Source organism: Kutzneria sp. NPDC051319 (genome assembly GCF_040682195.1).
Classification (GTDB): Bacteria; Actinomycetota; Actinomycetes; order Mycobacteriales; family Pseudonocardiaceae; genus Kutzneria.
Genome location: NZ_JBFBAM010000023.1, coordinates 20137 through 44146 on the forward strand (window position 1 = coordinate 20137; position 24010 = coordinate 44146).

20 protein-coding genes are annotated in these 24010 nt (G+C 70.5%); 7 read left to right on the forward strand and 13 right to left on the reverse strand.

The genetic code is table 11. The features are described 5' to 3' along the window. Positions 1-62: 62 nt before the first annotated feature. Genes AB0M73_RS23355 through AB0M73_RS23380 form a run of 6 tightly spaced genes read right to left on the reverse strand, consistent with a single transcriptional unit; the run spans position 63 to position 7921 of the window. On the reverse strand, positions 63-821 hold the full coding sequence (locus AB0M73_RS23355) for a sugar phosphate isomerase/epimerase family protein (protein WP_363893817.1): 759 nt from the start codon (positions 819-821) through the stop codon (positions 63-65). Continuing rightward, complete coding sequence (locus AB0M73_RS23360; RefSeq protein ID WP_363893820.1) at positions 821-1741, reverse strand: glycoside hydrolase family 6 protein; 921 nt, start codon at positions 1739-1741, stop codon at positions 821-823. Before AB0M73_RS23360 ends, AB0M73_RS23355 begins: the two co-directional genes overlap by 1 nt. Positions 1742-1758: 17 nt before the next feature. After that, positions 1759-3954 (reverse strand): glycoside hydrolase family 9 protein, encoded by a 2196-nt coding sequence (locus AB0M73_RS23365; RefSeq protein ID WP_363893823.1) that lies wholly within the window; start codon positions 3952-3954, stop codon positions 1759-1761. Next, on the reverse strand, positions 3951-5795 hold the full coding sequence (locus tag AB0M73_RS23370; protein WP_363893826.1) for a DUF2264 domain-containing protein: 1845 nt from the start codon (positions 5793-5795) through the stop codon (positions 3951-3953). The genes AB0M73_RS23365 and AB0M73_RS23370 overlap by 4 nt, the downstream gene beginning before the upstream one ends. Beyond that, the gene (locus AB0M73_RS23375) at positions 5792-6799 is read right to left on the reverse strand and encodes a hydroxyacid dehydrogenase (protein WP_363893829.1); all 1008 of its coding nucleotides are present in this window, start codon (positions 6797-6799) and stop codon (positions 5792-5794) included. Before AB0M73_RS23375 ends, AB0M73_RS23370 begins: the two co-directional genes overlap by 4 nt. A 54-nt stretch (positions 6800-6853) precedes the next feature. Then, complete coding sequence (locus AB0M73_RS23380; protein ID WP_363893832.1) at positions 6854-7921, reverse strand: substrate-binding domain-containing protein; 1068 nt, start codon at positions 7919-7921, stop codon at positions 6854-6856. Positions 7922-8032: 111 nt separating this feature from the next. On the opposite strand from AB0M73_RS23380, the gene AB0M73_RS23385 reads away from it, so the two are divergent. Further along, the gene (locus tag AB0M73_RS23385; protein WP_363893835.1) at positions 8033-8626 is read left to right on the forward strand and encodes a hypothetical protein; all 594 of its coding nucleotides are present in this window, start codon (positions 8033-8035) and stop codon (positions 8624-8626) included. Positions 8627-8642: 16 nt separating this feature from the next. On the opposite strand, the gene AB0M73_RS23390 is transcribed toward AB0M73_RS23385, so the two are convergent. Next, on the reverse strand, positions 8643-9545 hold the full coding sequence (locus AB0M73_RS23390; RefSeq protein ID WP_363893838.1) for an endo-beta-N-acetylglucosaminidase H: 903 nt from the start codon (positions 9543-9545) through the stop codon (positions 8643-8645). A gap of 576 nt (positions 9546-10121) precedes the next feature. Here AB0M73_RS23390 and AB0M73_RS23395 point away from each other — a divergent pair. The 3 genes from AB0M73_RS23395 to AB0M73_RS23405 all read left to right on the forward strand — a co-directional run bounded on the left by AB0M73_RS23395 (position 10122) and on the right by AB0M73_RS23405 (position 13121). Next, entirely contained in the window at positions 10122-11345 is a 1224-nt protein-coding gene (locus tag AB0M73_RS23395; RefSeq protein WP_363893841.1) for a branched-chain amino acid ABC transporter substrate-binding protein, read from the forward strand. 172 nt (positions 11346-11517) lie between these two features. After that, a complete protein-coding gene (locus AB0M73_RS23400) occupies positions 11518-12219 on the forward strand; it encodes a DUF2306 domain-containing protein (RefSeq protein WP_363893844.1) in 702 nt (233 codons plus the stop codon). Next, a complete protein-coding gene (locus AB0M73_RS23405; RefSeq protein ID WP_363893847.1) occupies positions 12216-13121 on the forward strand; it encodes a phosphotransferase in 906 nt (301 codons plus the stop codon). The genes AB0M73_RS23400 and AB0M73_RS23405 overlap by 4 nt, the downstream gene beginning before the upstream one ends. Here the strand turns inward: AB0M73_RS23405 and AB0M73_RS23410 are convergent. Both AB0M73_RS23410 and AB0M73_RS23415 read right to left on the reverse strand, forming a co-directional pair. After that, a complete protein-coding gene (locus AB0M73_RS23410; protein ID WP_363893850.1) occupies positions 13118-13951 on the reverse strand; it encodes an SDR family NAD(P)-dependent oxidoreductase in 834 nt (277 codons plus the stop codon). The genes AB0M73_RS23405 and AB0M73_RS23410 overlap by 4 nt on opposite strands. A gap of 69 nt (positions 13952-14020) precedes the next feature. Beyond that, the gene (locus tag AB0M73_RS23415; protein ID WP_363893853.1) at positions 14021-14560 is read right to left on the reverse strand and encodes a helix-turn-helix domain-containing protein; all 540 of its coding nucleotides are present in this window, start codon (positions 14558-14560) and stop codon (positions 14021-14023) included. Positions 14561-14645: 85 nt separating this feature from the next. On the opposite strand from AB0M73_RS23415, the gene AB0M73_RS23420 reads away from it, so the two are divergent. Next, positions 14646-15470 (forward strand): nuclear transport factor 2 family protein, encoded by an 825-nt coding sequence (locus tag AB0M73_RS23420; protein ID WP_363893856.1) that lies wholly within the window; start codon positions 14646-14648, stop codon positions 15468-15470. Here AB0M73_RS23420 and AB0M73_RS23425 read toward each other — a convergent pair. Continuing rightward, positions 15423-16136, reverse strand: coding sequence for a 2OG-Fe(II) oxygenase (locus AB0M73_RS23425; RefSeq protein ID WP_363893859.1), 714 nt, complete (start codon positions 16134-16136; stop codon positions 15423-15425). The genes AB0M73_RS23420 and AB0M73_RS23425 overlap by 48 nt on opposite strands. Before the next feature lie 121 nt (positions 16137-16257). Here AB0M73_RS23425 and AB0M73_RS23430 point away from each other — a divergent pair, with 121 nt between their 5' ends. Further along, positions 16258-16830, forward strand: coding sequence for a TIGR03086 family metal-binding protein (locus AB0M73_RS23430; protein ID WP_363893862.1), 573 nt, complete (start codon positions 16258-16260; stop codon positions 16828-16830). Here AB0M73_RS23430 and AB0M73_RS23435 read toward each other — a convergent pair. Both AB0M73_RS23435 and AB0M73_RS23440 read right to left on the reverse strand, forming a co-directional pair. Beyond that, on the reverse strand, positions 16827-18008 hold the full coding sequence (locus tag AB0M73_RS23435; RefSeq protein ID WP_363893865.1) for a sigma-70 family RNA polymerase sigma factor: 1182 nt from the start codon (positions 18006-18008) through the stop codon (positions 16827-16829). The genes AB0M73_RS23430 and AB0M73_RS23435 overlap by 4 nt on opposite strands. Continuing rightward, on the reverse strand, positions 18005-18373 hold the full coding sequence (locus AB0M73_RS23440) for a YciI family protein (RefSeq protein WP_043715137.1): 369 nt from the start codon (positions 18371-18373) through the stop codon (positions 18005-18007). The genes AB0M73_RS23435 and AB0M73_RS23440 overlap by 4 nt, the downstream gene beginning before the upstream one ends. Before the next feature lie 104 nt (positions 18374-18477). Between AB0M73_RS23440 and AB0M73_RS23445 the strand changes: the two genes are divergently transcribed. Further along, positions 18478-19953 (forward strand): carboxylesterase family protein, encoded by a 1476-nt coding sequence (locus AB0M73_RS23445; protein WP_363893870.1) that lies wholly within the window; start codon positions 18478-18480, stop codon positions 19951-19953. Positions 19954-19955: 2 nt separating this feature from the next. Here the strand turns inward: AB0M73_RS23445 and AB0M73_RS23450 are convergent, their stop codons facing one another. Next, positions 19956-23963, reverse strand: a complete 4008-nt coding sequence (locus AB0M73_RS23450; protein WP_363893873.1) for a beta-galactosidase — start codon at positions 23961-23963, stop codon at positions 19956-19958. Positions 23964-24010 lie beyond the last annotated feature (47 nt).

Genomic DNA, 24010 nt, shown 5'->3' on the forward strand with positions numbered 1-24010 from the left:
CATCGGACTATACACTGAAGGTATACACCGTGCGTATAGATCAGTTTGTGCAGGTCAGCGCGTCACAGCCGATTAGCGAGCAGCCAGCGGGAGGCGGCATCCAGCGCGGTCTCCACCGGCGGAATGTCCGGGTACCAGGCGCGCTCCCACTCCACCGAGACCCAGCCGGACCACGCCTGGAGGACCTCGGCGCACTCCGCGAGCGGGACCTCGCCGTCACCGGGCGGCAGCGGCGTCGGGTCGGCCGCACGGGCGTCCTTGAGCTGGAAGTATCCGAAGTAGTCGCCGAGCACGGCCCGAGTGCGGGCGGGCGACTCGCCCTGCCGCCACGGATGCACCGCGTCCCACAAAGCGGCCACCGCCGCCGGCTGCCCGATCGGTTCGACGATCGTCAGCACAGCCTCCCCGGTCGGGTGCGAGTCGTGCGTCTCGACGAGCAGCCGCACGCCGGCCGCCCGCACGTCGTCGAGCACTGCCGCAATCCGGTCGTACGCAGCGCCGTCGCCGCCGGGGAACACGCGGATCGACGGCGCCCCGAGCTGGTGGGCGAGGTCGACCAGGGCCCGGAGCTCGGCGATCACCGGCCCGTCCGGACCCGGCGCGCACACCTTGGCGTAGCCGGCGAGGCAAGCGACCTCCAGCCCGGCGTCGGCGATCAACCGTCGCGCCGTGGCGGCGGACGCCATGCCGAGGTGGACCTCCTCGTCCGGGTGCGCCCGGATCTCCAGGCCCTCGCAGCCGTGCGCGACGGCGGTGCGCACGGCTTGGGCCAGTGGCACGCCGGGCATGCCCAGCGTGCTCACCGCGAACCGCCAGGCCATCAGGTGCCGTTGATCAGTCGGACGGCCAGGTCGGGGCTGAACTGACCGGCCGGGACCGTGGGCGCGACCCCGCACTTGCCGTCGGACACCCCGGGCGTCTTGATCCACAACAACATGTCCGCGCCGCCCCCGTTCTGCGGCGCTGTGCCGAGCTTGCGCCCGGAAGGGTTGCACCACTGGCCGTTCGAGCCGTTGCCGTTGCGGCTGGTGTCGATCACGAACCCGGCGGCGCGGCCGAGGGCGGCGTTGACGGCATTGGCGTAGGTGATCGACGAAGCCGTCGTGTAGAAGTTGGACACGTTGAGCGCGAACCCCCGGATATCACTGACACCGGCGGACTTCAGCCGGCCGGCCATGGTGTCGGCGGCGACCCAGCCGGCGTTGCCGGCGTCGAGATAGGCCGACGCGGTGGGGGCCTTCTCGTGGAACATCCGCGCGGCGAAGGCGAGCATGGCCAGCCGGTCGGCGATGTCCGAGGACGACGTCATGCAGCTGATGTCGGCCAGGCCGTCCGGCTCGATGACCACCACCGCGGGCTTGGTCCCGATGCCGGCGGCGAAGCCGGAGACCCACGTCTCGTACGCGCCGACGCCGCTTGCGCCGCCGCTGGACTCGCCGCCGCAGACGTCCCGCCCCGGCAGGTTGTAGGCGACCAGCACCGGCAACTGGTTGTGGCTGGCCGCCGCGCCGACGTAACTGCCGACGGTAGCGCCGATGTTCGCGTCATCGCCGAACCAACGGGCGATCGGCCGGCCGGCGATGGAGGCCTGGATCGTGCTGGCCCGGGAATCGCCGGGGTTGGCCCGCACCCAGGCGGCCGGGGCCGAGTCGGGATTGACGTAGAAGCCGGCGGTGGCGGCGGGTGCGGGCACGCCGCCGGCCAGCACCAGCAGGGTCGCGGAGAGGACGGCCCACCTCATCGTGGACCTCCTTTCGGTTACGGTCGCAGGGAATCGACGAAGCCGGCCAGCCAGGCCAGCGAGGAGTTCCAGTTGATCGCCACCTCGTTGGTGGAGTACGAGTCGATCTCGTCGAGGTAGCACTTGGCCGGCCGGCAGCCCGGCAGGTTCTGCTGCGCCACCGGATCCTGCAGGCCCGAGTTCGGACCGCCGGCCATCGAACCGGTAGGCGGGCTGGGCAGGGCCGGATCCAGCTCGTGGGCGAAGATCCGGTTGTGCTCGTTGTGGCTGGCGCGTTCGCCGTAGCCGGTGACGAAGGACTGGTTCACGGCGTTGCGGCCGAGCAGGTAGTCCATCGACTCCAGCGCCGCGTCGCGGTACCCGGGACGGCCGGTCAGGTCGTAGGCGGTGGCGATGATCAGGCCGTTGTTCGTGGTGGCGCTGTTGGAGCCCCACACGTACTGGCCGTCCGTCGGCCGGTAGGGATTGGGATATCCCTGCGACTTCAGGTCCTTGACGTAACCGTCCGCCACCTTGAGCACGCGGGCCCGGGCCTTGAGCACCATGATCGCCGGGAACCGCCACGGCGCCCGCACGATCGTCAGATCCGCCAGCGCCCCGGTGTCACGCCAGGAGAAGCCGGCCGAGGTGATGCCGGTGGTGATGTGGCCGAGGTACGTGTGGTCGCCGGTGGTGGCGTACAGCTCCGCCGCCGCCCAGGAGAACTCGTCGCTCACGTCGGTGTCGTCGTAGGCGCCGCCGCCGACGTTGTCGTCGGCCGGGGCGTAGATCGCCGGGTGCGCCAGCGCTGCCTGCCAGGCGGTGCGGGCGGCGGTCAGACACCGCTGCGCGAAGGCCTTGTCCCACAACGCCCACACCCGTGCGCACTGGGCCGCCGTGGCTGCCAGGTTCAGCGTCGCCGCCGTCGACGGCGGGTGCAGGTACCGGGGCTGCGGGTCGTTCTGCGGCATGGTCGGCAGGGGCGTCCAGGCCAGGTCGTGGATCTTGTGGTGGACCATGCCGGCCAGCGGCTGCCCGGCCGGCACCTGCATGCTCAGCAGGAACTCCATCTCCCACCGGGACTCGTCGAGGACGTCCGGGATCCCGTTGTGGTTCTCGGGAATCGCCAGCAGCCCGTCACCGGACCGCTGCCGCTCGTAGGAGTCCATCAGCTGCCACGTCGCCAGGCCACCGTTGACGACGTACTTGCCCTGGTCACCGGCGTCGTACCAGCCGCCGGCCACATCGAGGCTGTAGTCGCAGGTTCCCGGCAGGCACGGCACGCTCGTGTCGCCCTTGTTCGGGGCGACGCCGATGTGGCCGGCGGGCCGGGCGTAGGCCGCGCCGGCGTAGGCGGCCTCGATCGGAGTGCCGCTTCGGTTGTCGTAGAAGTACTCCAGCGAATCCCGGCGCAGCGAGTCGTACAGGTCGGCCTCGATGTCGAACGGTTCGCTGACCGAGGAGCCGACGGTCAGAGTGTAGCCGTGACCACTGCGGCGGTACGTCGAGAAGTCGGCGATATGCACGTGGTCGCCGGACATGGCGTCGTCGCCCTGCACCTTTGTTCGACCGGTGGCGACTGTCCGGCCGTCGGAATCCTTGAGCTGCCAGGACAGGGGGCGGTCAGCGTTGTCCACAATGGATGCCTGTTTGGGGCCGGACGGCAGGTAGCCGAGCTGGTTGACGCGGATCGGCGAGCCGTAGTCGTGGCCGCCGCCGGGCGGGATCACGCCGCCGGTCAGCGACACGTCGTCCACACAGAACGTGAACGCGCCGGCGTTGGCACCGAGCTGGAAGCCCAGCTGTCCGCTCAGGGTCGCGATCGTCGCGACACCGGTGACCGTGAAGGATTTGACCGTGGTCCCGATCGTCACGGCCTTCGTGAACATCGACGTATTGGGCTTCACAGCCAGCGCCAACGCGGCTCGGATCGTCACGTTCGACGTGGCCGACGCGGTGAAGCGCAGGGTGTACGGCTGGCCGGCCTCCAGGGGGATGTCGTTCTGGCCGATCATCGAGTCCCACGGATTGACCGTGCCCGCCGGCACATCGGCGCAGAGCCGGCCGTCGTCCACTTGGGACGGTGTGCTGCCGCTGCTCCACCACGGTGTCTTGCCGGTGGCGAAGGAGCCGTTCAGCACGCGTTCGAAGCCGTCGGCGTGCGCCGGCGGTGCCAGTAAGGGAGGGGCGGTTGCGACGAGGAGAACGGCCGCCACCAGCAGGGCGCTTCTCACGAGTGGTTCACCACCAGGGGATCGAAGGCGATTCGGGTGTGGCGGCCGTCCCGCCAGTGCACGAGGATCCGGTCCCCGTCGGGAACCTCGACGACCGGCGACGACGGCGGCGCCGGGTCGGCGGTGAGTATGGCCAGCGCGACGAACAGCGCGCTGCCCTCGACATCGGCGGTCAGCCGCGGCACCGTGACCGTCGTGGCGAAGGCGGTGCCGTACGGGGCTGGGGCCTCGCCACCCGATTCCCAGCCGTGCAAGGGAAACAATCGTGAGCGCGGCGTCCCCGAGGTCGCCCAGCCGGTGAGCTCGACCCGGGCTCCGCACGGCGCGGCGATCACCCGGTGGACCCGCAGCTCCCACGGCCCGCGCGCCACCGTGACGCTCTCCACCCGCAGGCCGGGGCGCATCGGCGAGCCCGACACGAACACGGGTCGGTGCCAGGAGGCGGCCCAGTCCGGTCCGGCGCCGAGCGGGCGGATCCGCCGCCGCACGCTGCCGATCCCGTCGACGATGACGTTGAGGTGGTTGTCGGCGATGTTGCCGGGCGCGGTCGGCCCGGTCCGGGTGGAATACGCCTGGCGGCCGTAGTGCGGATCGTCGCCGGCCGCCGATTCGCCCTCGTCCGGGCGGACGTGGTCGCTGCCATGGTTGTGCACACGGACGATGCCATCGGCCACAGTGGACTGTATCAACAGGCCCGGCGTCGGCAGAGCGACCACGTGGTCTCGTTCCTCGACGGGCGCGGGAAGCTCCTCGTCCATCCACAACGGGTGGTCCTCCGGCGCGAGCAGGCACACGAAGGCCTTGGACGCCCAGTACGGCGAGGCAGGGCCGGAATAGTGTTGGGCGGTGGGCTGATGGGGGGCGTGCCAGCCGATGCTCAGCAGCCCCGTCAGGTCCACCGCGCCGTGATCGAGGAAGTGGCGCAGCGCGCCGCTCAGCAGCCGGCGGGAAACCCCTGGGACCAGCGGGGTGTCGCCGGTGACCGCGCCGAGGCCGATCGCCGATGCCGCAGCGAAGCGGTAGGTCAGCGACCGGCCGAAGTGCAGCGGCGCGCCGTCGCCGCCGAACATCAGCGCCAGGTCGGCCAGGTGCCGGCGCAGCCGCTCCCCGTGCACGTCCACCTTGCCGGTCAGGTGCGCGTCGAGCACGGGATACAGGTGCAGCGCCCACCCGTTGTAGTGGTCGAACGCGCGGCCGTCGCCGTCGGAGTACCAGCCGTCGCCCCGATACCAGGTGTCCAGCAGCTCCAGGGCCCGGGCGCGGGCGTGCGCCGTCTCGGCGTCGCCCCGACCCACGGATTCCAGGAAACCGGCCACCGTGAACGGGAACAGATACCAGTTGTTGGGCGACGGCACGTGCCGCAACGCGCCCCGCAGCCAGTCCTCGACGCGGTCCTGGGTCGGCTCGTCGAGGCGGTCCCACAGCCACGGCCGGGTCAGCCGCAGCCCGAGGGCCACCGAGGCGGACTCCACCATGGGCTGGCCGGCGACGTCGTGATCGAGGATGACCGGCCACGACTCCTCGTCGTCCCGGCCGGGCGTGCGAACGCCGGCCCGGATGCCGTCGGCATAGCGCGGCAGCCACCCGTGTGGATCGTCGCCGCCCGCGCCCGCGATGCGGCAGGCGGCGGCCAGGAAAGTCCTGGCGTAGCCCTCAAGTCCGTCCGAGCGAACCCCGTTCGACGACGGCCGCCCGGGCAGGTGGAGCAGCGCCCCACGGGGGCTGGCCCACCGCCACGCGGCCTCGACCAGACCGTCGGCGACTGCCTCCCAGTGCCGGCGTGTGTAGCCGGTGCGGGGGCTCAGTCGCCGGTCCTCGGCCGGCAGCCGCGGCATGCTCATGCGATGCGTCCCAGCCCTTCGCGTGGCACCGGATGCGCGAAGCCCCGGCCCGCCGCCCACCGGGCCACCTCGGCCACAGCCGTGTCCGCGAGGCGACGCCACTCGGAGCCCTGCGAGCCGGCCAGGTGTGGGGTGATCAGCACATTATCGTGCTCCCACAAGGGATGGTCGGCCGGCAGCACCTCCGGCTCGGTCACGTCCAGCACGGCGCGGATGCGCCCGGCGGCGGTGGCCTCGGCCAGCGCATCCTGGTCGAGGATCGCGCCACGGGCGGTGTTGATCAGCACGGCGTCGGGGCGCATCGACGCGATCAGGGCCCGGTCGACCAGCCCGCGCGTAGACGGCAGCAGCGGGGTGTGCACGCTGACCACGTCGCTGCGGGTGAACAGCTGGTCCAGGTCGACCGCTTCCGCGCCTAGCGCAGCCGTTTCCCGCGACGTCACGAACGGATCGTGCAGCAGGATGCGGAAGCTGTAGGGCCGCAACAGCTCGATCACCCGGCGGCCGATCATCGACGCGGACAGGATGCCGACGGTGCGGTCGAAGTTGCCGATGCCCGGCGGCGTCGCGAGCCAGTCCTCCACCCGCCGGGACGACCGGTACTCCCGGGCCCGTTCGAGCACCTTCTTGCCGCTCAACAGAATCATCGCGACGGTGTACTCGGCGACCGGCAGCGCGTTGGCCGCGGCGGCGGAGGCGACCTCGATGCCGCGCGCCCAGCATTCCTCGGTGACGTGGCCGCGGACGGAACCGCCGGTGTGCACCACCGCGCGCAGTTGCGGCGCGGCCGCCAGCGCGGCGGCGTCCAGCGGCGGGCAGCCCCATCCCGTTACGAGCACCTCGGTGTCCCGCAACACCTTCCGGGCCCGTGGCGTGGTCAGGTCGTCCAGCGCCGGGCCAGGGGCCAGGTCGCAGACGCGGCGCAGGGCGGCCAGCGTGGTCTCGTCGAGCACCGCCGTGGCGGCGGCCAGCGACATCGCGAGGGCGGTTCGTGGTCTGCGCACGAACCGAGTATGTGCGGATGAACGCATTACGGTCAATCGTTGGCGTTCATTCGATCAAACGCTCATTGTCGACCCGCGGACCTTCAACTCGGGCAGCACAGCCACCCGCCGGGGCCGGCTCGGCCCGGCCAAGCGGGCCAGCAGCAGCTCGGCCGCCGCCCGCCCGACCTCGGTCTTCGGCGGCGCGACCGCCGTCAGCGGGGTAACGCCCAACGGCGCGACGACATCGTCGTAAGCCACCACCGAACAGTCCGCCGGCACCCGGATCCCGGCCTCGTCGAGCTGCTGGACCAGCATCAGCGCGTCCACGTCGCTGTGCATCACCGCGGCCGTGGCGCCGACCGACCGGATCAGCTCGGCCACCGGCGGGGAGGCGGCCGGGACATCGGGGTCGGCCCGCGCGTCCGGGGCGCTGAGCGTCACCGCCCAGTCCTCGATCTCCGGCCGCGACGCGGCGATCTCCACGAATGCCGACCGCAGCGTGCGCGCCGTCGGGCTGTCGTCGCGGGCCGCGAGCACGATGCGACGGTGGCCCAGCCCCGCCAGGTGGTCGATCGCCAGGTGCATGCCGTACCAGTGATCGGTGCAGGCCGAGTCGGCCGCGTGCAGCACGCTGCCCGCGCGGGGACGGCGTTCCATGAACACGACCGGCACGGGCAGCTCGGACAACCACTGGTAGTCCGCCACTTCGTCATCGGCCGTCCGCCAGCGCGGGGCAATCAGCAGACCACGCGCCCCTTCGGCGACGACGCGCTCCGCGATGGGCCGCTCGGCCCCGGCGACGCGCGGCGCGATGTGCAGCACGGCCCGCATGCCACCCGCGGCCAGCGCGGCGCGAGCGCCGTTGACCGCCTCGTCCAGGTACGCGTGCCGCTCGGGGATCACCAGCGCCACCGCGGCCTCCTTGGCCCGCACGGGCGGCTGCGGCGCCGAAGGCAGCATGGATCGGACCACGCCGTGGCCGCGCGCGAGCTTGCCGGCCACCGCCAGCTCCTCCACGTCGCGGCGCACCGTCACCACGGAGACGTCCAGCTCGGAGGCCAGATCCGTGACCCTGGCCTGGCCGCGGCGGTCGACCGCGGCCAGGATCCGCTGCCGCCGGTGCTCGCCCGGTTCCCGCATGCCGCCACCCGCTTCTGATCGTTTGATCGCTCGGGGCAGCATAACGATCAGCGGCCGACGGTGCATTCCTGGCCCTCCGACCGATGCCGGAGTTCTGCTAGCTTCCCGGGAATGCATGGGGGCTCGAAGATCACCAGGACCTTGGTCGCACTCGTCTGCGTGCTGTCGGCGCTGGTCGGCACCACGACCAACGCCGCCGCGTGCACCAATACGCCGTCGATCGATGGCTACGAGCAGTGGCTGGCTTCGGGCGAGGGCACAACCGTGCCGGCGACCGGCAGCCTGCTCGTGCGCGAAGGCCGTGGCTACGCGGCCAAGGTGGCATTCCTCAACGCCGAATGGCATGTGGCGGTGTTGTGGCTGGGCAACCAGTTCGAGGCCCAGGCCGATCTCTCCCGCTCCAAGGGCTTCACGCTCACCTACAGCGCCACCGACGACGTCTACGTGCAGCTGCGGCCGGCCTCGCACTGGAGCGGCGGCGACAAGTGGCTGACGAAGATCCCGTCCACGCACGGGAAGATCGTGCGCAGGTTCTTCAGCTTCGCCGCTGACCAGTGGACCTGGCTGCCGGAGCTCGGCCAGCCGAGCTACTCGTTCGCCGCGGCCCTGACCGAGGCCCGAGGCCTGGTCTTCGTCGGCAAGACCCCGAACAAGCTCGACTTCCGCGGCCTCCAGGTCGACGGCTACCGCCCACCGCACGTGTGAGCGGTAGCCGGGCCGACTACCTCTTGTACACCGCCGCGCTGCCGTAGAGCGCGTTGGTGAAACTCGAGATGTAGGTGTGCCGGTCGGTTCCGTCGAGGTTGTACGTCAGGTACACGCCGTATCCCTCGGACTTGGTGCGCTGGGCGAGGCTGGTCGCCGTGCTGGTGGCCGTCGCGCCGATCTCGATGGCCGCCGGCGACAGGCCGGACTTGGGCAGCTTGATGCCGGGCACGCCCCACGTGCCGTAGTACGGGTTCCAGGCGTAGTTGAACTTCGAGTCCACGCTCACGCCGTTGTAGGTCAGCCGGGAGGCGGCCGGGCCGATGTTGTACAGCGAGATGAGCTTGTTCGGCAGGTAGTTGCGCAGCGCAGTGACCAGGTAGACGAACGAGCTCGCGTTGGGCTGGCCGGTGCCGTTGTTGCCGTACTCGGCGTACTCGTCGTCGAAGTCGATGCCGTCGAGGTTGTACTTGGCGACGGTGTCGGACAGCTGCTTGGCGAAGGCGTTGGCGGCCGCCTGCGACGGGAAGTTGGCGAAGCCCGCGCCCTGGTGGTTGCCCAGGATCGACAGCATCACCTTGATGCCCTTGGCCTGCAGCGGCCGGATCTCGGTCGCCGCGTTGTCCAGCGTCCGCTGCACGTTCGGGTTGTTGTAGAGGTACGCCGACTTCGTCGTCGTGTCGTAGTTGATGTTGGCCGCGAAGATGACCGCCACGTCGAATACGGTGGCCCCGCCGTTCGCCAGCGTGTACTTGCCCACGTTGACCATGCTGTTGTTGTTGACCTCGACGTAGGCCACCGAGATCGGCCCGGTCTTGGCCTTCGCCGCCGTCGCCGCCGTCGCGGTTCCCGTGGTGCCGAGCAGCGCCGCCGCGGTGACAACGGCCAGCGCGGCCGCGACCCGCCCCAATGTGAACATCGTTGACCGAACTCCCATCGAACGAGTGGAGACGTCAATTCCGACGTCAAATGTCAACCATTGCGCGAAGGCGGCACATCTGCGCGGCAACCCCGCCCTCACCTGGACATTCATCTCCGAACGGTACGTCCGCGCGCACCCGGCCGCCGTGCTCCAGCCGGGGGAACTCGCAGCGGCCGCCGATTACCGAAATGGCATGTCCTGTCCTGTCGAACGGCCGTCGACAAGCGCCGTCGACCCCATTTGTTCTGACCGGATCACGTCCTCTGTGGACACCACGGCGGGCCGGGTTGCCCGAACGGGCCAGGGACATCCCCGCCCCAGCGGGCGGACGGCCGGGATTTCGGTCACCCGATTCCGGTTCTGACCTGCGATTTCACCCGTTTGACCGATCGTGCAGACAACCGTGGCGGGCCGAAGGCGACCAACGCTCACCGCCCGCATCCCGACGTATGCTCGCGTCGCGGTGGACACAAGATCGTCCGCTGCGACAAGCCCGCCGGACCGATAGCCAGCATGACTGGCGGCCGTCCGGATACATGCCTCTTCTTTTCCTGTATGTGAAAGGTTTCTGTGATGTCATCTCGCGTTGCGAGGCTCGCGGTGGCGCCGGCGGTGCTGCTGTTGCTGGCCGCATGCGGCACCAACAAGACCGAGGCCGGTGGCGGCAACGCCGCCTCCTGCGACACCAGCAAGGGAAACCTGGTCGTCGGGGTGGTCGCGCCGCTGACCGGCAGCGTGTCCGCGGTGGGTCTGGGCATCCAGAACGCCACCGCTCTCGCCGTCGACGAGGCCAACTCCAAGTGCGCCGTCAAGGGCTACAAGCTGGTCATGGTCGGCGAGGACGACCAGGCCACGCCGCAGGTCGGCGCCCACGCCGCGAGCAAGTTGGCCGCCGACGACACCGTGATCGGCGTGGTCGGCACCTACAACTCCTCGGTCGCCCAGGCCGTGCAGCCCATCCTGGCGGCCAAGAAGATCCCCCAGGTCTCCCCGGCCAACACCAACCCGTCGCTGACCGTCGGCGACAACACCGCCGCGCCCAAGCGCCAGTTCGACTCGTACTTCCGGGTCTGCGCCACGGACAACTTCCAGGGCCCGTACGCGGCGGACTACCTGGTCGCCAAGGCCGGCAAGAAGAAGATCGCCATCGTCACCGACGGCAAGACCTACGGCAAGGGCCTGGCCGAGGAGTTCACCAAGCGGGCCACCAAGGACGGCGCCACCATCGTCGACACCGAGCAGGTCGGCGAGAAGGACTCCGACTTCTCCGGCGTGCTGGCCAAGGTCAAGCGGGCCAAGCCGGACGCGATCTACTACGGCGGCGAGTACCCCGTCGCCGGCCCGCTGTCCAAGCAGGCGCAGGACCTCGGCCTCACCGTCGCCCTGATGGGCGGCGACGGCATCTTCGACAAGAAGTTCGTCGACCTCGGCGGCAAGGAGGGCGACCTGGCCACCTCCGTCGGCGCGCCCACCGACCAGCTGCAGAGCGCCCAGGACTTCGTCAAGGCCTACACCGCCAAGGCGTACAAGGATCCTTACGCCGCCTACGGCGCCTTCGCCTACGACGCCGCCAACGCGATCATCGCCAGCACCGCCAAGACCCTCGGTGACAACGGCACCTGGGCCGCCTCCATGCGGGGAGCGCTGGTCAAGAACATCGGCTCCTACACCGCCAGCGGCGCGACCGGCCCCGTCGGCTTCGACCAGTACGGCGACAGCACCAACAAGGTGCTGACGGTGTACCAGGTCTCGGGCGGCGACTGGAAGGCCGCGCAGACCGGCACCGCCACCAGCTGAGCCATCGACGGATCCGCGTGCCGGCCGGCGCGCGGATCCTGAGGCGGGTGGGTTCAGCTTCGCGGTGGCCGGTGGGGCTAGCACCACCGTGCCACGGGTGGCACGACCAGTGCCCGGATCGCCGCCACGTACCAGGATCGATTGGGACACAACCAGTCGAGGAGCAGGGCACATGGCGACGATCGTGCAGAGCGAACCCACCACCGGCCGCGTCGAGCGGCGCAAGCGGCGGCGGTGGCCGCTGGTGACGCTGGCGGTGGTCACGGTGGCGACCCTCGTCTACATGCTGTCGGCGTACGTGCCGCCGGTGATGAGCAGCAGTCGGATCCCCGTACAAGGCACCGGGCATTTCGTGTTGCTGGTGGCGCACATCTTCACGGCGACGGTCGCCACGCTGACCGGACTGGTCCAGTTCTGGCCGACGCTGCGGGCGCGGTATCCGAAGGCTCACCGCTGGACCGGGCGTGCGTACTTCTTCCTCGGCGTGTTCCCGTCCTCGGTGCTGGCCATCCCGGTCATGGTGCTGGCCCCGTACGGCGCGGCGAACCAGGCCGCGGTGTCGGTGCTCGATGTGCTGTGGATCATCACCGCCGTCGCCGGCTACCGGGCGGCCCGTGCGCGACGGTTCGCCGACCACCGCCGCTGGATGATCCGCAACTACGCCCTGACGTTGTCCTCGTTGGCCTCGCGGTTCTTCATGCCGATCATGGCGCTGATCATCATTCCCCAGGCCGCCGGCCCCGTGTACCAGGACAGCGAGGTCGTCATCGGCCACGACATCGCCAGCGGCAGCGCCTGGCTCGGGCTGGTGGTGACCATGGTGATCGCCGAGGGTTACCTGCAACGCCGCCAGGTGGCAAAGTCGCGACCGTGAACGACTGGTTGCCGGCCTGGTGCCGGAAGCACCTGGACAGCGTGCCGAGGGACACGCTGTTCCAGGTGACGTCCATTTCCACGGTGTTCGGCCTGCGGCTGGCCGACGGCGCCGAGGTCGTGGTCAAGGGCCGCCCTGACGACGGGCGCGCAGCGTCCTGTGTGGACGCTCAGTCCCAGCTGGCCAAGAGCGGATTCCCTTGTGCCCGAACGCTGACCGAGGTGATCGGCGTCGGAGACCTCGCCGTGCACGCCGAGGAGTACCGCCCCGGCGGCGAAGTCCTGCACGGCGACGGCCCAGGCGTGGCCGTGCGCTACGCCGAGGTGTTCGCCCGCCTCATGGCCGCGCTCACCGACGTCGCCGTCCCGCCACCGCTCCCCAATCCGCGCTGGATCCGTTGGGACCACCGCGATCCCGGCCTCTGGCCGGCTATCGACCTCCTCGACGACCGGGACCAGAGCAGCGTTCCCTCTCACGTCGTCGAGACCGCCGAGCGGGTCCGCAACCGGCTACTGGCCACGGATCTGCCGTGCGTGTTGGGCCACGGCGACTTCGAAGCGCAGAACCTCCGTTGGCACGGCACGGGCATCTGGCTCGTGCACGACTGGGACAGCCTGACCTGGCAGCCCGAGGCCGCCCTCGTCGGCGCGGCCAGCGGCTCCTTCGCCTCCTCCGGGCAGCCGACCTTGGCCCCGATCGACGCCTCCGAGGCGTTCCTGGCCGCCTACCAGCACTTCCGCCGCCGCCCGTTCACGCCCGAGGAGCTGGAAGTCGCCTGGGCGGCCAGTCTGTGGCCACCGGCCCACAACGCCCGGTGGGAGGCACTGCACGGCGATCCTCCCCTGGCCGTCACCGCGCTCCGTGAGCAGGCGGCCGAACGCCTGATCCGGGGAAAGGCCTAGGGTTTCCAGGGCAGGACGGCGCCGTCGAGCAGGAGTTCGCCGTAGTGCTCGGGTTTGACGGGGTCGAGCGCGAGGTCCAGCAGGGCGACGGCGGCCTGGGCCGGGGTCGGCGCGTTGGCTACGTCCCACCACACGCCGGAGGTGGGTGTGTTCATCATGCCCGGACACACGGAGGCGAGCAGGATGCCGCGGGCTAGGTCGGCATCACGCCTGGAGCGGGCCAGCGTTCGCACGGCGGCGACCTGGCCGATCTTGGAGGGGATGTTGACGAAGCCGGGCCAGGCGCTGGCGCGGACGGTGCCGTTGCGGACGGCGTCCCGCCAGGCCGAGACCTCGCGGTCGACGTCGTCCAGTGAAGGCAGGTCGTCGAAGCGGCTGTGGAGCACGGACGCGAGGTAGCGGAGGGTTCCCAGTGAGCTGGCCACGACGATCAGGCGGGCATTGTCGCGCAGCAAAGGCGCGAAGGCGCGGAGCATGCGGGTGGTGCCGAGGTTGTTGACCTCGACGTACTGGTCGATGAACGCCGGCGGATCGTCGTCGGGGCCGACGCGCATGACGGCGTTGCCGAACACGATGTCCACGCCGCCGTGGCGTTTCCGTAGTTGGTCGGCGAAGCGGGCGGCGGCCGTGGGGTCGGCGACGTCGAGCAGCGCGGCCCGCACCTCGGCCCCGCCGCCGGGCACGCCCTCGGCGGCGGTGGTGACGCGGTCCAGGTCGCGGCCGGTGAGGTAGACGGTGTCGGCCGGGGTCAGGCGCTGCGCGAGCCCCTCGACCAACGCCAGGCCCAGCCCCTGGGTTGCCCCGGTGACCAGGGCGACTTTCGGTGTCATGTCCACCACGCTAAGCGGGCGCCGGCCATGCCAAAAGCGAGAATGTGGCAGGGCGGCCATGCGTGTTCGTCATGGCCTGCGCGCCGCCAGGCCGTTCATCAGCAACGCCAGCAGCCGGTCGGCCTGGGCGGGATCGTCCTGGGCGGCCCAGGCGATGCCGCCGGCCATCTTCAGCACGTCGGCCTCGTCCACGGCGACGATCGCGCCGGCCTGCCAGGCCCGGTCCAGCAGCGCGGCCCCGACCTCGAACAGCTGGGCGTGCAGCCCGGACACCAGGTCGCTGCGGATGGCCGAGTTCATCATCGCGGCGGCCAGGCCCCGGTAGGTCACGCCGTGGATGATCGTGGCCCGCAACCAGGTCCGCAGCGCGTCGAACGGGTCCGCGGCATCGAGCAGGCCACGGCCGAGGTCGCCCAGCTCGGTGATCTGCCCGGCCAGCACGGCCTCGACCAGATCGAGCCGGGTCGGAAAGTGCCGGTACAGGGTCCCGCTGGCCACGCCGGCCCGCTGGGCGATCTTGTCCAGCGACGCGTCCACCCCGTGCTCGGCGAACGCTCTGCGCGCCTCATCGAGCAGCCGCTCGTAGTTGCGCCGGGCATCCGCTCGCATCGCGCTACCGCCTTGCTAACCGGGGACATAGTCCGTTACGGTGCCGACAACCGGACCGTGTCTCACTTTAGCCGGGAGGCGACCCATGGCGCTGACCAACCAGGACCGGATCGACATCACCGACCTGGTCAACGGGCACGGCCACCTCGTCGACGGCGGCGAGCTGGACCGGCTGGACGAGCTGTTCACCCCGGACGTCCTCTACGACCTGCACGACTTCGGCCGCGGCGAGCTGGTCGGCATCGCCGCGCTGCGGGCGGCCGCCGAGGGCGCCGCCGGCCCGGTCGGCCATCACGTCACCAACATCGTGATCACGGAGGTCGACGGCGCCTCGGCCGCTGTGCGCTCCAAGGGCATCGGCGTCAACGCCGACGGCACCGCCGGCAGCGTCACCTACCAGGACACCGTCACGCGCAGCCCCGACGGCTGGCGGATCAGCCACCGCAAGGTGATCGGCCGCCGGAAGACGGGCCCGCGAGAGGTTCTGGAGCGCTTCCGGCAAGCGGCCATCGACCAGTCGGTCGACGCCATGCGGCAGCTGTACGCGGTCGACGCCGTGCACGAATTCCCGTTCACACGACCGGGATTGCCGTCGCGGCTGGACGGCGTGGACGAAATCATCCGGTGGATGGCGGAAGCCTGGCAGGCCAAGGCCTTCCAGTACCGGGCGTACCGCACCATCGCCATCCACGACACCGGCGATCCGGCCACGATCATCGTCGAACAGGAAGCCCTCGGCACCAGCCCGGCGGCCGGCGAGTTCGCCCTGCCCAACATCGTCGTGCTCACCGCGCACGACGGCCGGATCACCCACCTCCGCGACTACGTGAACATCCTGGCCGCCATGGACGTGCTGGGGCGCTCAGGTGGCGTCGTGGAAGACGAGGCCGAGGGTGTGTCGAAGGCCTGAGCGGACGGCCGAGACGCCGTGCCGCACGGGCGAAGCGGACCAGCCGCGTGCGCCCTGCACCGGGCGGTCACGAGTGGTGAACACCAGGCCGTGGCCCTGGGGAATGAGGGTCGAGGTGCCACGCGACTGGGCCCGGGGCCGCTGCTCGACCAGCAGGAACTCGCCGCCGGTGTGGTCCTCGCCCGGCGCGTTGAGGTTGATCACGACCTGGAGCGGGAACACCTTGTCCCCGTAGAGATCACGGTGCAGAGCGTTCCACCCGCCGGGCTCGTAGCGCAGCAGGATCGGGGTCGGCCGGGTCTGCCCGGCGTCGTGACAGATCCGCAGCCACTCGTCCAGGGTGTCGGGCCATTCGGCCTCACGGCCCAGCCGGGCGTGCCAGTCCCGCGCGATGGGCAGCAGCCGCGGATACAGCGCCTGCCGCAGCTCCTGCGCGGCGTCGGGGAACGGCTCGGCGAAGTACCGGTAGTCGCCGTTGTCGCCGAACCGGTGCTGCCGCAGGTTCACCTCGGCCCGGAACCGCTCCGGGGACCGCCACAGCGCGATGATCTTCGCGCACTCGGCCGGGGTGAGCAGCGGCGGCAGCAGCGCGCAGCCGTAGTCGTCGAGCTCGGCCGTCACCGCCGCCCAGTCCGCTGCGGCCACCAGTTTGTCGTACTTCGTCATGCCCTGAGTCTGCCCAGCGGCGACCGGTCCGAGCTGGCGGAAATCGGTCGCCGCGTTCTGTCGTTTTCGGGTCCCGCCGTTCGTCCTACGAGTGGTGAGTACGGTCAGAAAGGGATCAACGATGAACGTGATGGAGCTGTACGGGCGGGCCCAGGACGGGTTCGAGGCGGTGCTGGCCGGCGTCGCCCCCGACCAGTGGGAAACGCCGTCGACCTGCCCCGAGTGGTCGGTGCGGGACGTCGCCGGGCACGTGATCTGGGCGCAGCGGCAGCTGCGGGCGTGGGCGACCGGCGAGGAGTACGCCGAGTACGGGGGCGCCCCCGGTTCGGCGCATCCGGCCGCTGTGCTGGCCGAGGGTGAGCCGCTGTCGTTGTGGCGGGAGGCCCGCGCCGCGGCGTCGGCGACGCTGACCGAGGAAGCACTGGCCAAACCGGTGTCTCTGCCCGGTGTCGGCGAGATTCCGGTGGCGGGAGTGGTGAGGCTGCTGCTCAGCGACACCGTCACGCACACCTGGGACATCGCCCACGCACTGGGCCGGCCGGTCACGCTGGACCCGGCCGCGGTGTCGGCGGCGTTCGAGTGGTCGCGGGCGAACGTGATGCGGCGGCCGGGTTTCTTCGGGCCGGAGCTGACACCGCCCGACGACGCCGACGAGCAGACCAGGATGCTGGCGTTCCTCGGGCGGAAGGCTTAGTCGAGGTCACGCAGCCGACCGGCGAGAAATCGCCGGTCGGCTGGGCTCGCGGCGAGCTCGTGGGCCCGCCGATACGCCTGTGCGGCCTCGTCTTTGCGGCCGAGCCGACGCAGGAGATCCGCTCGGGCGGCATGCCACAGGTGGTAGCGGTCGAGGCCGGTGATCCGGTCGATCAAGGCCAGCCCCTCATCGGGCGTCGTCGCCATGGCCACCGCCACGGCATGGTTCAACGCCACGACCGGGGACGGGGACACCGTCAGCAGTTGGCCGTACAAAGCGGAAATCGCCGCCCAGTCCGTCTCGGGCCGGGTGTGCAGGGCGGCGATCGCGGCCTGCACCTGATACGGACCCGGCCGGCCCAAGGCCAACGCTCGGTCCAACACACCGATGGCCTCGACGATCTCGGCGCCGTCCCACCGGGACCGATCCTGATCCTCAAGCAGCACAACGTCGCCGTCCGGGCCGAACCGCGCGGCGCTGCGGGAATCGTGCAGCAGCATCAACGCCACGAGCCCGAGCGCCTCCGGCTCGTCCGGCATCAACGCCGCGATCAGCTTGCCGAGCCGGATCGCCTCCCGGCGCGGATCTTCCTCGGCCGTGGTGTAGCCCTGGGTGAAGATCAGGTACACCACCGCCAGCACGCCGGACAGCCGCTCGGGCAGCAGGTGATCGGCCGGCACCCGCAGGCTGATGCCGGCGTCGCGGATCTTGCGCTTGGCCCGCACGAGGCGTTGCGCCAGCGTCGGCTCGCCGACCAGGAACATCTGCGCGATCTGGCCGGCCGTCAGCCCGGCCACGGCTTGCAGGGTGAGGGCGACCCGGGCGTCTTCGGCCAGCGCCGGGTGGCAGCACGTGAAGATCAGGCTCAGCCGCTCGTCCCCCACGGCAACCAGCCGCTCCGTGCCCGTGTCCACCGCCTCGGGACGTTCTCCCAGCTGTGCGAGCTTTTCCCGGCCGACCCGGGCCCGCCGCAACCGGTCGATCGCGCTGTTGCGGGCCGTGGTCAGCAGCCACGCCATCGGGTCGTCCGGCGCTGCCGAGCCCCAGGTCGTCAGCGCCGCCGCGCAGGCGTCCTGCAATGCGTCCTCGGCCAGCTCGAAGTCGCCGAGGACGCGGATCAGGGCGGCCAGCATGCGGGCCCGATGCTCGCGGTAGACCCGGTGCAGCAGGTCGGTCATGCCGACGGTCGGTGGTCGAGGCCGGCCACCGGGGCGACCGGTCGCACCTCGATCGAGCCCTGTTCCGCCATCGGGCACAGCGCAGCCAGCTCCAACGCCTCGTCCAGGTCGCGGCAGTCGAACACGTACACGCCGCCGAGGTGCTCGTGCGTCTCGGCGAAGGGCCCGTCGGTGATCAGGGTCTTGCCGTCGCGGACGCTGACCGTCGTCGCCGTGCTCTCGGGCTGCAACGGGTGCCCGTAGACGAACGCGCCGCGCCGGCGGCACTCCTCCGCGAACGCGTTCACCCTGGCCAGGGCCTCCTCGAAGCCCGGATCCCCGGGTTCGGGCCGGTCGCAGTCGTAGATCAGCAGCATGTACTGCACGGGTCCTCCTTCGTCTCCTTGATGACGAACGAGCCGACCGTATCTCGACCGCGCCGCGGAAATTCGGTGGCGGCCTCCCATTAGTACGCCATAGCGTACTAATCATGCCGAAGCTTCTCGTGCTCTCCCTCCTGGCCGGCCTGCTCACTCCCTGCCCGCCGGCCGCGGTGGTCACCACCACCGACGGCCCGGTCCACGGCACCGTCACCTCGGATTACGCTTCCTACCAAGGGATTCCCTACGCCGCGCCGCCGGTCGGCCCGTTACGGTGGCGACCGCCGCAACCGGTCCGGCCGTGGACGCAGCCACTGGACGCCACCGCCCCCGGCAACGCCTGCCCGCAGGCCCCCGGCGAGCCGCGTACAGACGAGAACTGCCTGTTCCTCAACGTCACCGCGCCGCGGGAGGCCCACCGGCTGCCGGTGATGGTGTGGCTGCACGGCGGCACTTTCATCGCCGGCTCGGGGGCCGACACCGACGCCCGCAGCTTCGCCGAGAAGGCGCACGTGATCGTCGTGACGATCAACTACCGGCTCGGGGTGCTGGGCTTCCTCGCCCATCCCGCCCTGGACGCCGAAGCCGGCGACCAGTCCGGCGACTACGGCATCCAGGACCAGCAGGCGGCGCTGAAGTGGGTCAAGGCCAACGCGGCCGCGTTCGGCGGCGATCCCGGCAACGTCACGCTGTTCGGGCAGTCGGCCGGCGGCGCCAGCGTCTGCATGAACCTGGTCTCGCCGGGCGCGGCCGGGCTGTTCCAGCGGGCCATCACCGAGAGCGGCGGCTGCGTCGCGCCGGAGCCGGACAAGACCATCGCCGAGCGCAACGGCGCCGCCCTCGCCGCCCAGCTCGGCTGCACGGACCTGGTTTGCCTGCGTGGCAGGACACCCGCCGAGCTGTTGGCCGCCGCCGCGGCGATTCCGTACAGCCCGACCTACAGCTGGCATCCGGTCTGGGGCGGTTCCGTCATCCCGCTCAAACCGGCCACGGCCATCTACAGTGGACAGTTCAACCGGGTGCCGCTCCTGGTCAGCAGCAACCGTGACGAGGGCACGATCCTGATCGCCTCGCAGTACCCGAACGGCATCACCCCGTCGCAGTACGAGCAGCTGCAGACCCAGATCTTCAAGGCCGACGCCCCTCAGGTCCTCGCCCACTACCCCGCCGGCGACAACCCCACGCTCACCTTCGCCCGCTCGACCACCGACTGGGTGTTCTCCTGCACCTCATTGGCCACGGACCAGTTCGCCTCCGGCCTCATGCCCACCTACGCCGACGAATTCGCCGACGAGAACGCCCCCGGCTGGCCCTCCCCGTTGTTCCCGCTCGGCGCCTACCACGGCTCCGAGCTGCAGTACCTGTTCGGCCACCTGCCGACCGGCTCGCAGCAGGCACTGGCCGACCGCATGATCGGCTACTGGTCGCACTTCGCCTGGACCGGCAATCCCAACGGCCCGGGATTGCCGGCCTGGCCCCGTTTCCAGCCGGGCGACCACGACGTGACCGCATTCGCCCCCGGCCGGCCGCAGCAGGTCGACCTGGTGGCCGAGCACCAGTGCGCCTTCTGGGCCAGCCTGGTCTGACCTCAGCCGCAGGTCAACGTGGGCACAGCCCAGTCGGCGTGGTCGAGGCCGTTGCCGTCGCCGCCGTCGCCGACCTCCAGGTCGAGCACCTGCCCGCCGCTGACCGGGACGTCGATGGTGGCGGCGGCCTGGTTGCCGTGCATGACCGGCGTGGTCGCCAATGTCGTGCCGTCCACACGCACGGCGAAGGTGACCGTGCCGGAGCTGCCGGCCTCGGCGTCGACGCCGACGGAAGCCGTGAAGCGACTGCACTTCCCGGCCAGATAGAACTGCACGTCACTGGCCGCGTTGGTGCCCAGACCCTTCGGGTACTGGACCCCGGCGACGGTGATCGGCTTGCCGTCGCCGGGGTCGGCCTCGCCGTTGCTGGTGTCCCGTTCCACCGGGCCCCAGCCGTTGGTGGCGGCCAGGAACGGCAGGCTGCTCACCGCGACCTGCCCGCTGGGCGGCGGGGCCGGCACGGTGCCGACGATTCGCTCGTCGGTCACGGTCTCGCGGCCGGCCTTGGCCGTCACCTTCAACGCCGTCGGGGCCGCGACCCCGACGGTCACCGGCCACGAGAACGTGTTCCCGTCACGAGTGACCGGCCCGACGGTCCAGCCGGCGGGCGCGGTCAACGCCGCCGACACGTTGTGTTCCCGGGTCTGAACGGTCGCGGTGGCGGTGAACTGCTGTCCGCCGGCGGCGGTGTTGGGGGCCTGCAGGGTCACCGAACTGCGGGGCGCCGGCGGCACGGCGTACTTGCCCGGGTCGTAGCCCGGTGAGTAGTTCTGCCGCACGGTCAGCGGCGAGGCGTGGCTGCCGTAGTTGGTCAGCGACACCTGGCCGAGGCCACCGGTGCTGCCGTCGAGGTTCCACACAGCGATGGCGATCGTGTTGTCCCCGTTGGGGTTGAGCACCCCGTTGGGGATGGGGAAGCTGTGCTGCGGCCCGAGGTAGTTGACGTACTGCCCCATCTGCCAGCCGTTGACGAAGATCAGCGCCCGGTACTGCCGCGACGGGTCGTCGGCGATCGTGACGCCGACGGAGGTGTCCTGCCCGCGCGGGAGATCGAGGCGGACATTGGTGCGGTACCAGGAAACTCCGGGCGTGGTGTCCTTGGCCGGCAGCGTCGTGGTCGGCCAGGACCGGTCCGGGTAGCCGGCCAGCGACACGCCGGTGCGTTCTCCGTAGAGGCCGCCGGTGTTCAGCGGGCCACGGGTCTGGTCCAGGCCGTTCGCGCCCTGGAGCCGCCAGGTGACGGAGGTCAGCGGCGAGCCGGTGATGCGGGCGCCGATGAGCCCGCGGGCGGCCTCGTTCCCGTTGGAGCTGCCGTAGTCCTCGTCGTGGCCCATGTTGACCGTCAGCACGGACAGCTCGTTGTCGCCCTTGCGCAGCGCGTTCGCCGGGAAGGCGAAGGTGTGCTGGGTGGTGGTGGCACTGCCGAGGAAGGTTCCGTTGAGCCACACCGAGGTCGCGCCGGCCGAGCCGCCGCTCTGCGACGACAGGGTGATGCCGGTCTGGGTGCCGTCGCCGGCGAACTTGCCGCGATACCAGGTGTTTCCGGTGTGGAAGCCGTAGTCGTCGGCGAACAGCACGGGCAGCGTGCCGGCGACCGTGGTGCTGTTGCTGGTCATCTTGTCGGCGACGGGCCACCGCGAGTCGTCGAAGCCGGGCTGGCTCTCCGGCGACTCCTGCTGGTGCTTCCAGTTCGTCAACGCCGGCAGGGTGACCGGTTTCGCCACCGGGAGCGTGCCGGTGCGGCTGCCGCTGCTGGTGGTCCGGGTCCGCACGTCGCGACCGTTCCACGTGATCTTGTCGGCGGCGGCGAAGACCTCCACCGAGCCGTCGGTGTCGGTGTCGCCGGTCAGGGCCAGGGTGTGGCCCGCGGTGGCGGCGGTGCGGAGCAGGTGCGTCCCGCGGACCAGCACCGGGCCGGCGGCGGTGTCCTGTCGCCAGAACGTCTCCGCGGTCGCCTTGTCCCCCAGCAGAAGCAGGAGCGGCCTGACACCCGGCTCGCTGACCAGAACCCGCGTCAGTCCGTTGTGGACGTAGTTGAGCCGGAGGTCGCCCCTCGCGGCGTCCCAGGTGCCGGTCGCCGAGCCGCCGAGCACGGTCACGGTGGGCTGCTTGGCATAACGCAGCACTGTCTCGCCCGGCTGGCCGGAATCCCCGTACAGCACGGCGATGTCCCGGTTGCCGATGGTGGCGTTGGTCATGATCTCGGACGTCGAGTACTGCATCCGGGACTGCCCGAGGTCGTAGCCGGCGACCAGGATCTTCGACTGGCGGCCGTTCAGCGTGATGCCGGTGTCCGGCTGCTGCGGCACCGACGGGTAGTAGTCCTTGGTGGCCGCCGACAACAGGTCGACGGCGTCCACCACCACGAAGGCGCCGGAGGCCGCCGGGTTCTTCTGACCCGTGACGACGATCTTCAACGTGTGCGGGCCGTCGGCCAGCCCTCGGACCTCGTAGCCGGTGAGCTGGTTCTGCTTGGTCGCCGCGTACAGGTCGACGGTGCTGACCTTGGCGCCGTCCAGGTAGACGTCGGCGATGCCGTGGTTGCCGTCCTTGGAGGTGATCCAGCGGATCCCACCGCCGGTGAAGGGAATGCTCATGCTGTCGCCGGCCGTGTCGGAGAACGACTCGGTGTGCAGGTAGTCGCCGCCGGTGTAGTTCTGCTCGGGCCCCACGTGGCTCCACGTGCCGGCGTAGGTCGCGGCCGGATCGTCATACGTGTAGCCGGAATGCGCGGCCAGGTCCAGGGCGACGTGCGTGGTGTCGGTGGCCGCCGACGTGGAATCGCTGTGCCGCAAGGTGTGGAACTGGGTGTGCGTGTCGGGGTTGATGCGGGCGGTGTCGCTCAACGCCGCCGAGGTGAGCGGGGCGGAGCCGAGGCCGTCGGTCTTGGTCAGCGGCGCCACCGACTGCGTGAACTCGCCGATCAGCTTGTCCTCGTAGTACTTCGGGTCCAGCTGCCGACTCTCGGTGATCGCCGCCCCGTAGTCGTAGGAGGTGTAGTTCTGCGGGATCGCGCTCCAGCCCCACGACGTGCCGCCGTAGAGCATGTAGAAGCTCTGCGCGGTGGCCCCGGCGGCGATGTTCTGCTTGTAGAACACGTTCGCGAACTGGTCGTTGATCAGCTGCCCGCACTTGGCGTAGCCCGGACCGCCCCACGGGTCGAAGGCCCCGCCCTGGAACTCCGGCGTGTACAACGGCTTCCCGGCCGGGTGGTCGTAGCTGATGTCGGGGACGCCGTTCCAGGCGGTCGGGTTCGAGCAGTCGAAGCCCTGCGGGTAGGAGTCGGGGCCGTCCACGTCCAGCGCGGCCGCACCGGCGTTGAAGGTGCCGTTGTTGTTGCCGGTCAACGGAACCTTGATGCCGTCGGCGCGGGCCTTGTCCTCAAGGTGCTTCATGTAGGCGCGGCCGGCGTCGTTTCCGTTGTAGTACTCGTTCTCCACCTGGTAGGCGATAACGCTGCCGCCGCCGTCGGTGAGCTGGTGGCGCTTGAGGATGCCGTCGATCTGCGACTGCCACTCGTCGGAGTAGGCCAGATAGGTCGGATCGGCCGACCTCGTGTGCCCCGGCGTGGTCGACAGCCAGGTCGGGAAGCCGCCGCCGTCGACCTCGGCGTTGATGTACGGCCCGGGCCGGGCGATCACATACAGGCCGGCCCGCTCGGCCATGTCCAGGACCTTGTCGATGTCCCGCACGCCGCTGTAGTTGTAGACGCCCTGCGCCGAGGACTGGTAGCCCCAGTCGAAGTACAGCGAGGTGGCGTTGAAGCCGGCCGCCTTCATCTTCTGGAAGACGTCCAGCCACAGGTCGGGGCTGGGCAGCCGGTAGTAGTGGAACTCCCCCGACCACAGGTAGGTCCGCTGGCCGTCGATCAGGAACGAGTAACCGTCGTAGCCGATCGTGTGGCTCGCCTTGGCCTGGGGCGGCGGCGCGGCTGTCGCGGCCGGCGTCACCCCGGTCAGGGCCAGGGCGACACAGCCGAGAAGGGCCAGCAGCGATCGGGGTAAGCGCATGTTTCTGCCTCCTGGGAGTGCCACCTGCCCAGAAAGCTAAGGAACCG

Excerpts from the sequence above, each read along its gene's own strand:
- AB0M73_RS23355 (WP_363893817.1), bottom strand. The coding sequence starts at position 821 with ATGGCCTGGCGGTTCGCGGTGAGCACGCTGGGCATGCCCGGCGTGCCA.
- AB0M73_RS23360 (WP_363893820.1), bottom strand. The coding sequence starts at position 1,741 with ATGAGGTGGGCCGTCCTCTCCGCGACCCTGCTGGTGCTGGCCGGCGGC.
- AB0M73_RS23370 (WP_363893826.1), bottom strand. The coding sequence starts at position 5,795 with ATGAGCATGCCGCGGCTGCCGGCCGAGGACCGGCGACTGAGCCCCCGC.
- AB0M73_RS23380 (WP_363893832.1), bottom strand. The coding sequence starts at position 7,921 with ATGCGGGAACCGGGCGAGCACCGGCGGCAGCGGATCCTGGCCGCGGTC.
- AB0M73_RS23385 (WP_363893835.1), top strand. The coding sequence starts at position 8,033 with ATGCATGGGGGCTCGAAGATCACCAGGACCTTGGTCGCACTCGTCTGC.
- AB0M73_RS23390 (WP_363893838.1), bottom strand. The coding sequence starts at position 9,545 with ATGTTCACATTGGGGCGGGTCGCGGCCGCGCTGGCCGTTGTCACCGCG.
- AB0M73_RS23395 (WP_363893841.1), top strand. The coding sequence starts at position 10,122 with ATGTCATCTCGCGTTGCGAGGCTCGCGGTGGCGCCGGCGGTGCTGCTG.
- AB0M73_RS23400 (WP_363893844.1), top strand. The coding sequence starts at position 11,518 with ATGGCGACGATCGTGCAGAGCGAACCCACCACCGGCCGCGTCGAGCGG.
- AB0M73_RS23410 (WP_363893850.1), bottom strand. The coding sequence starts at position 13,951 with ATGACACCGAAAGTCGCCCTGGTCACCGGGGCAACCCAGGGGCTGGGC.
- AB0M73_RS23415 (WP_363893853.1), bottom strand. The coding sequence starts at position 14,560 with ATGCGAGCGGATGCCCGGCGCAACTACGAGCGGCTGCTCGATGAGGCG.
- AB0M73_RS23420 (WP_363893856.1), top strand. The coding sequence starts at position 14,646 with ATGGCGCTGACCAACCAGGACCGGATCGACATCACCGACCTGGTCAAC.
- AB0M73_RS23425 (WP_363893859.1), bottom strand. The coding sequence starts at position 16,136 with ATGACGAAGTACGACAAACTGGTGGCCGCAGCGGACTGGGCGGCGGTG.
- AB0M73_RS23430 (WP_363893862.1), top strand. The coding sequence starts at position 16,258 with ATGAACGTGATGGAGCTGTACGGGCGGGCCCAGGACGGGTTCGAGGCG.
- AB0M73_RS23435 (WP_363893865.1), bottom strand. The coding sequence starts at position 18,008 with ATGACCGACCTGCTGCACCGGGTCTACCGCGAGCATCGGGCCCGCATG.
- AB0M73_RS23445 (WP_363893870.1), top strand. The coding sequence starts at position 18,478 with ATGCCGAAGCTTCTCGTGCTCTCCCTCCTGGCCGGCCTGCTCACTCCC.
- AB0M73_RS23450 (WP_363893873.1), bottom strand. The coding sequence starts at position 23,963 with ATGCGCTTACCCCGATCGCTGCTGGCCCTTCTCGGCTGTGTCGCCCTG.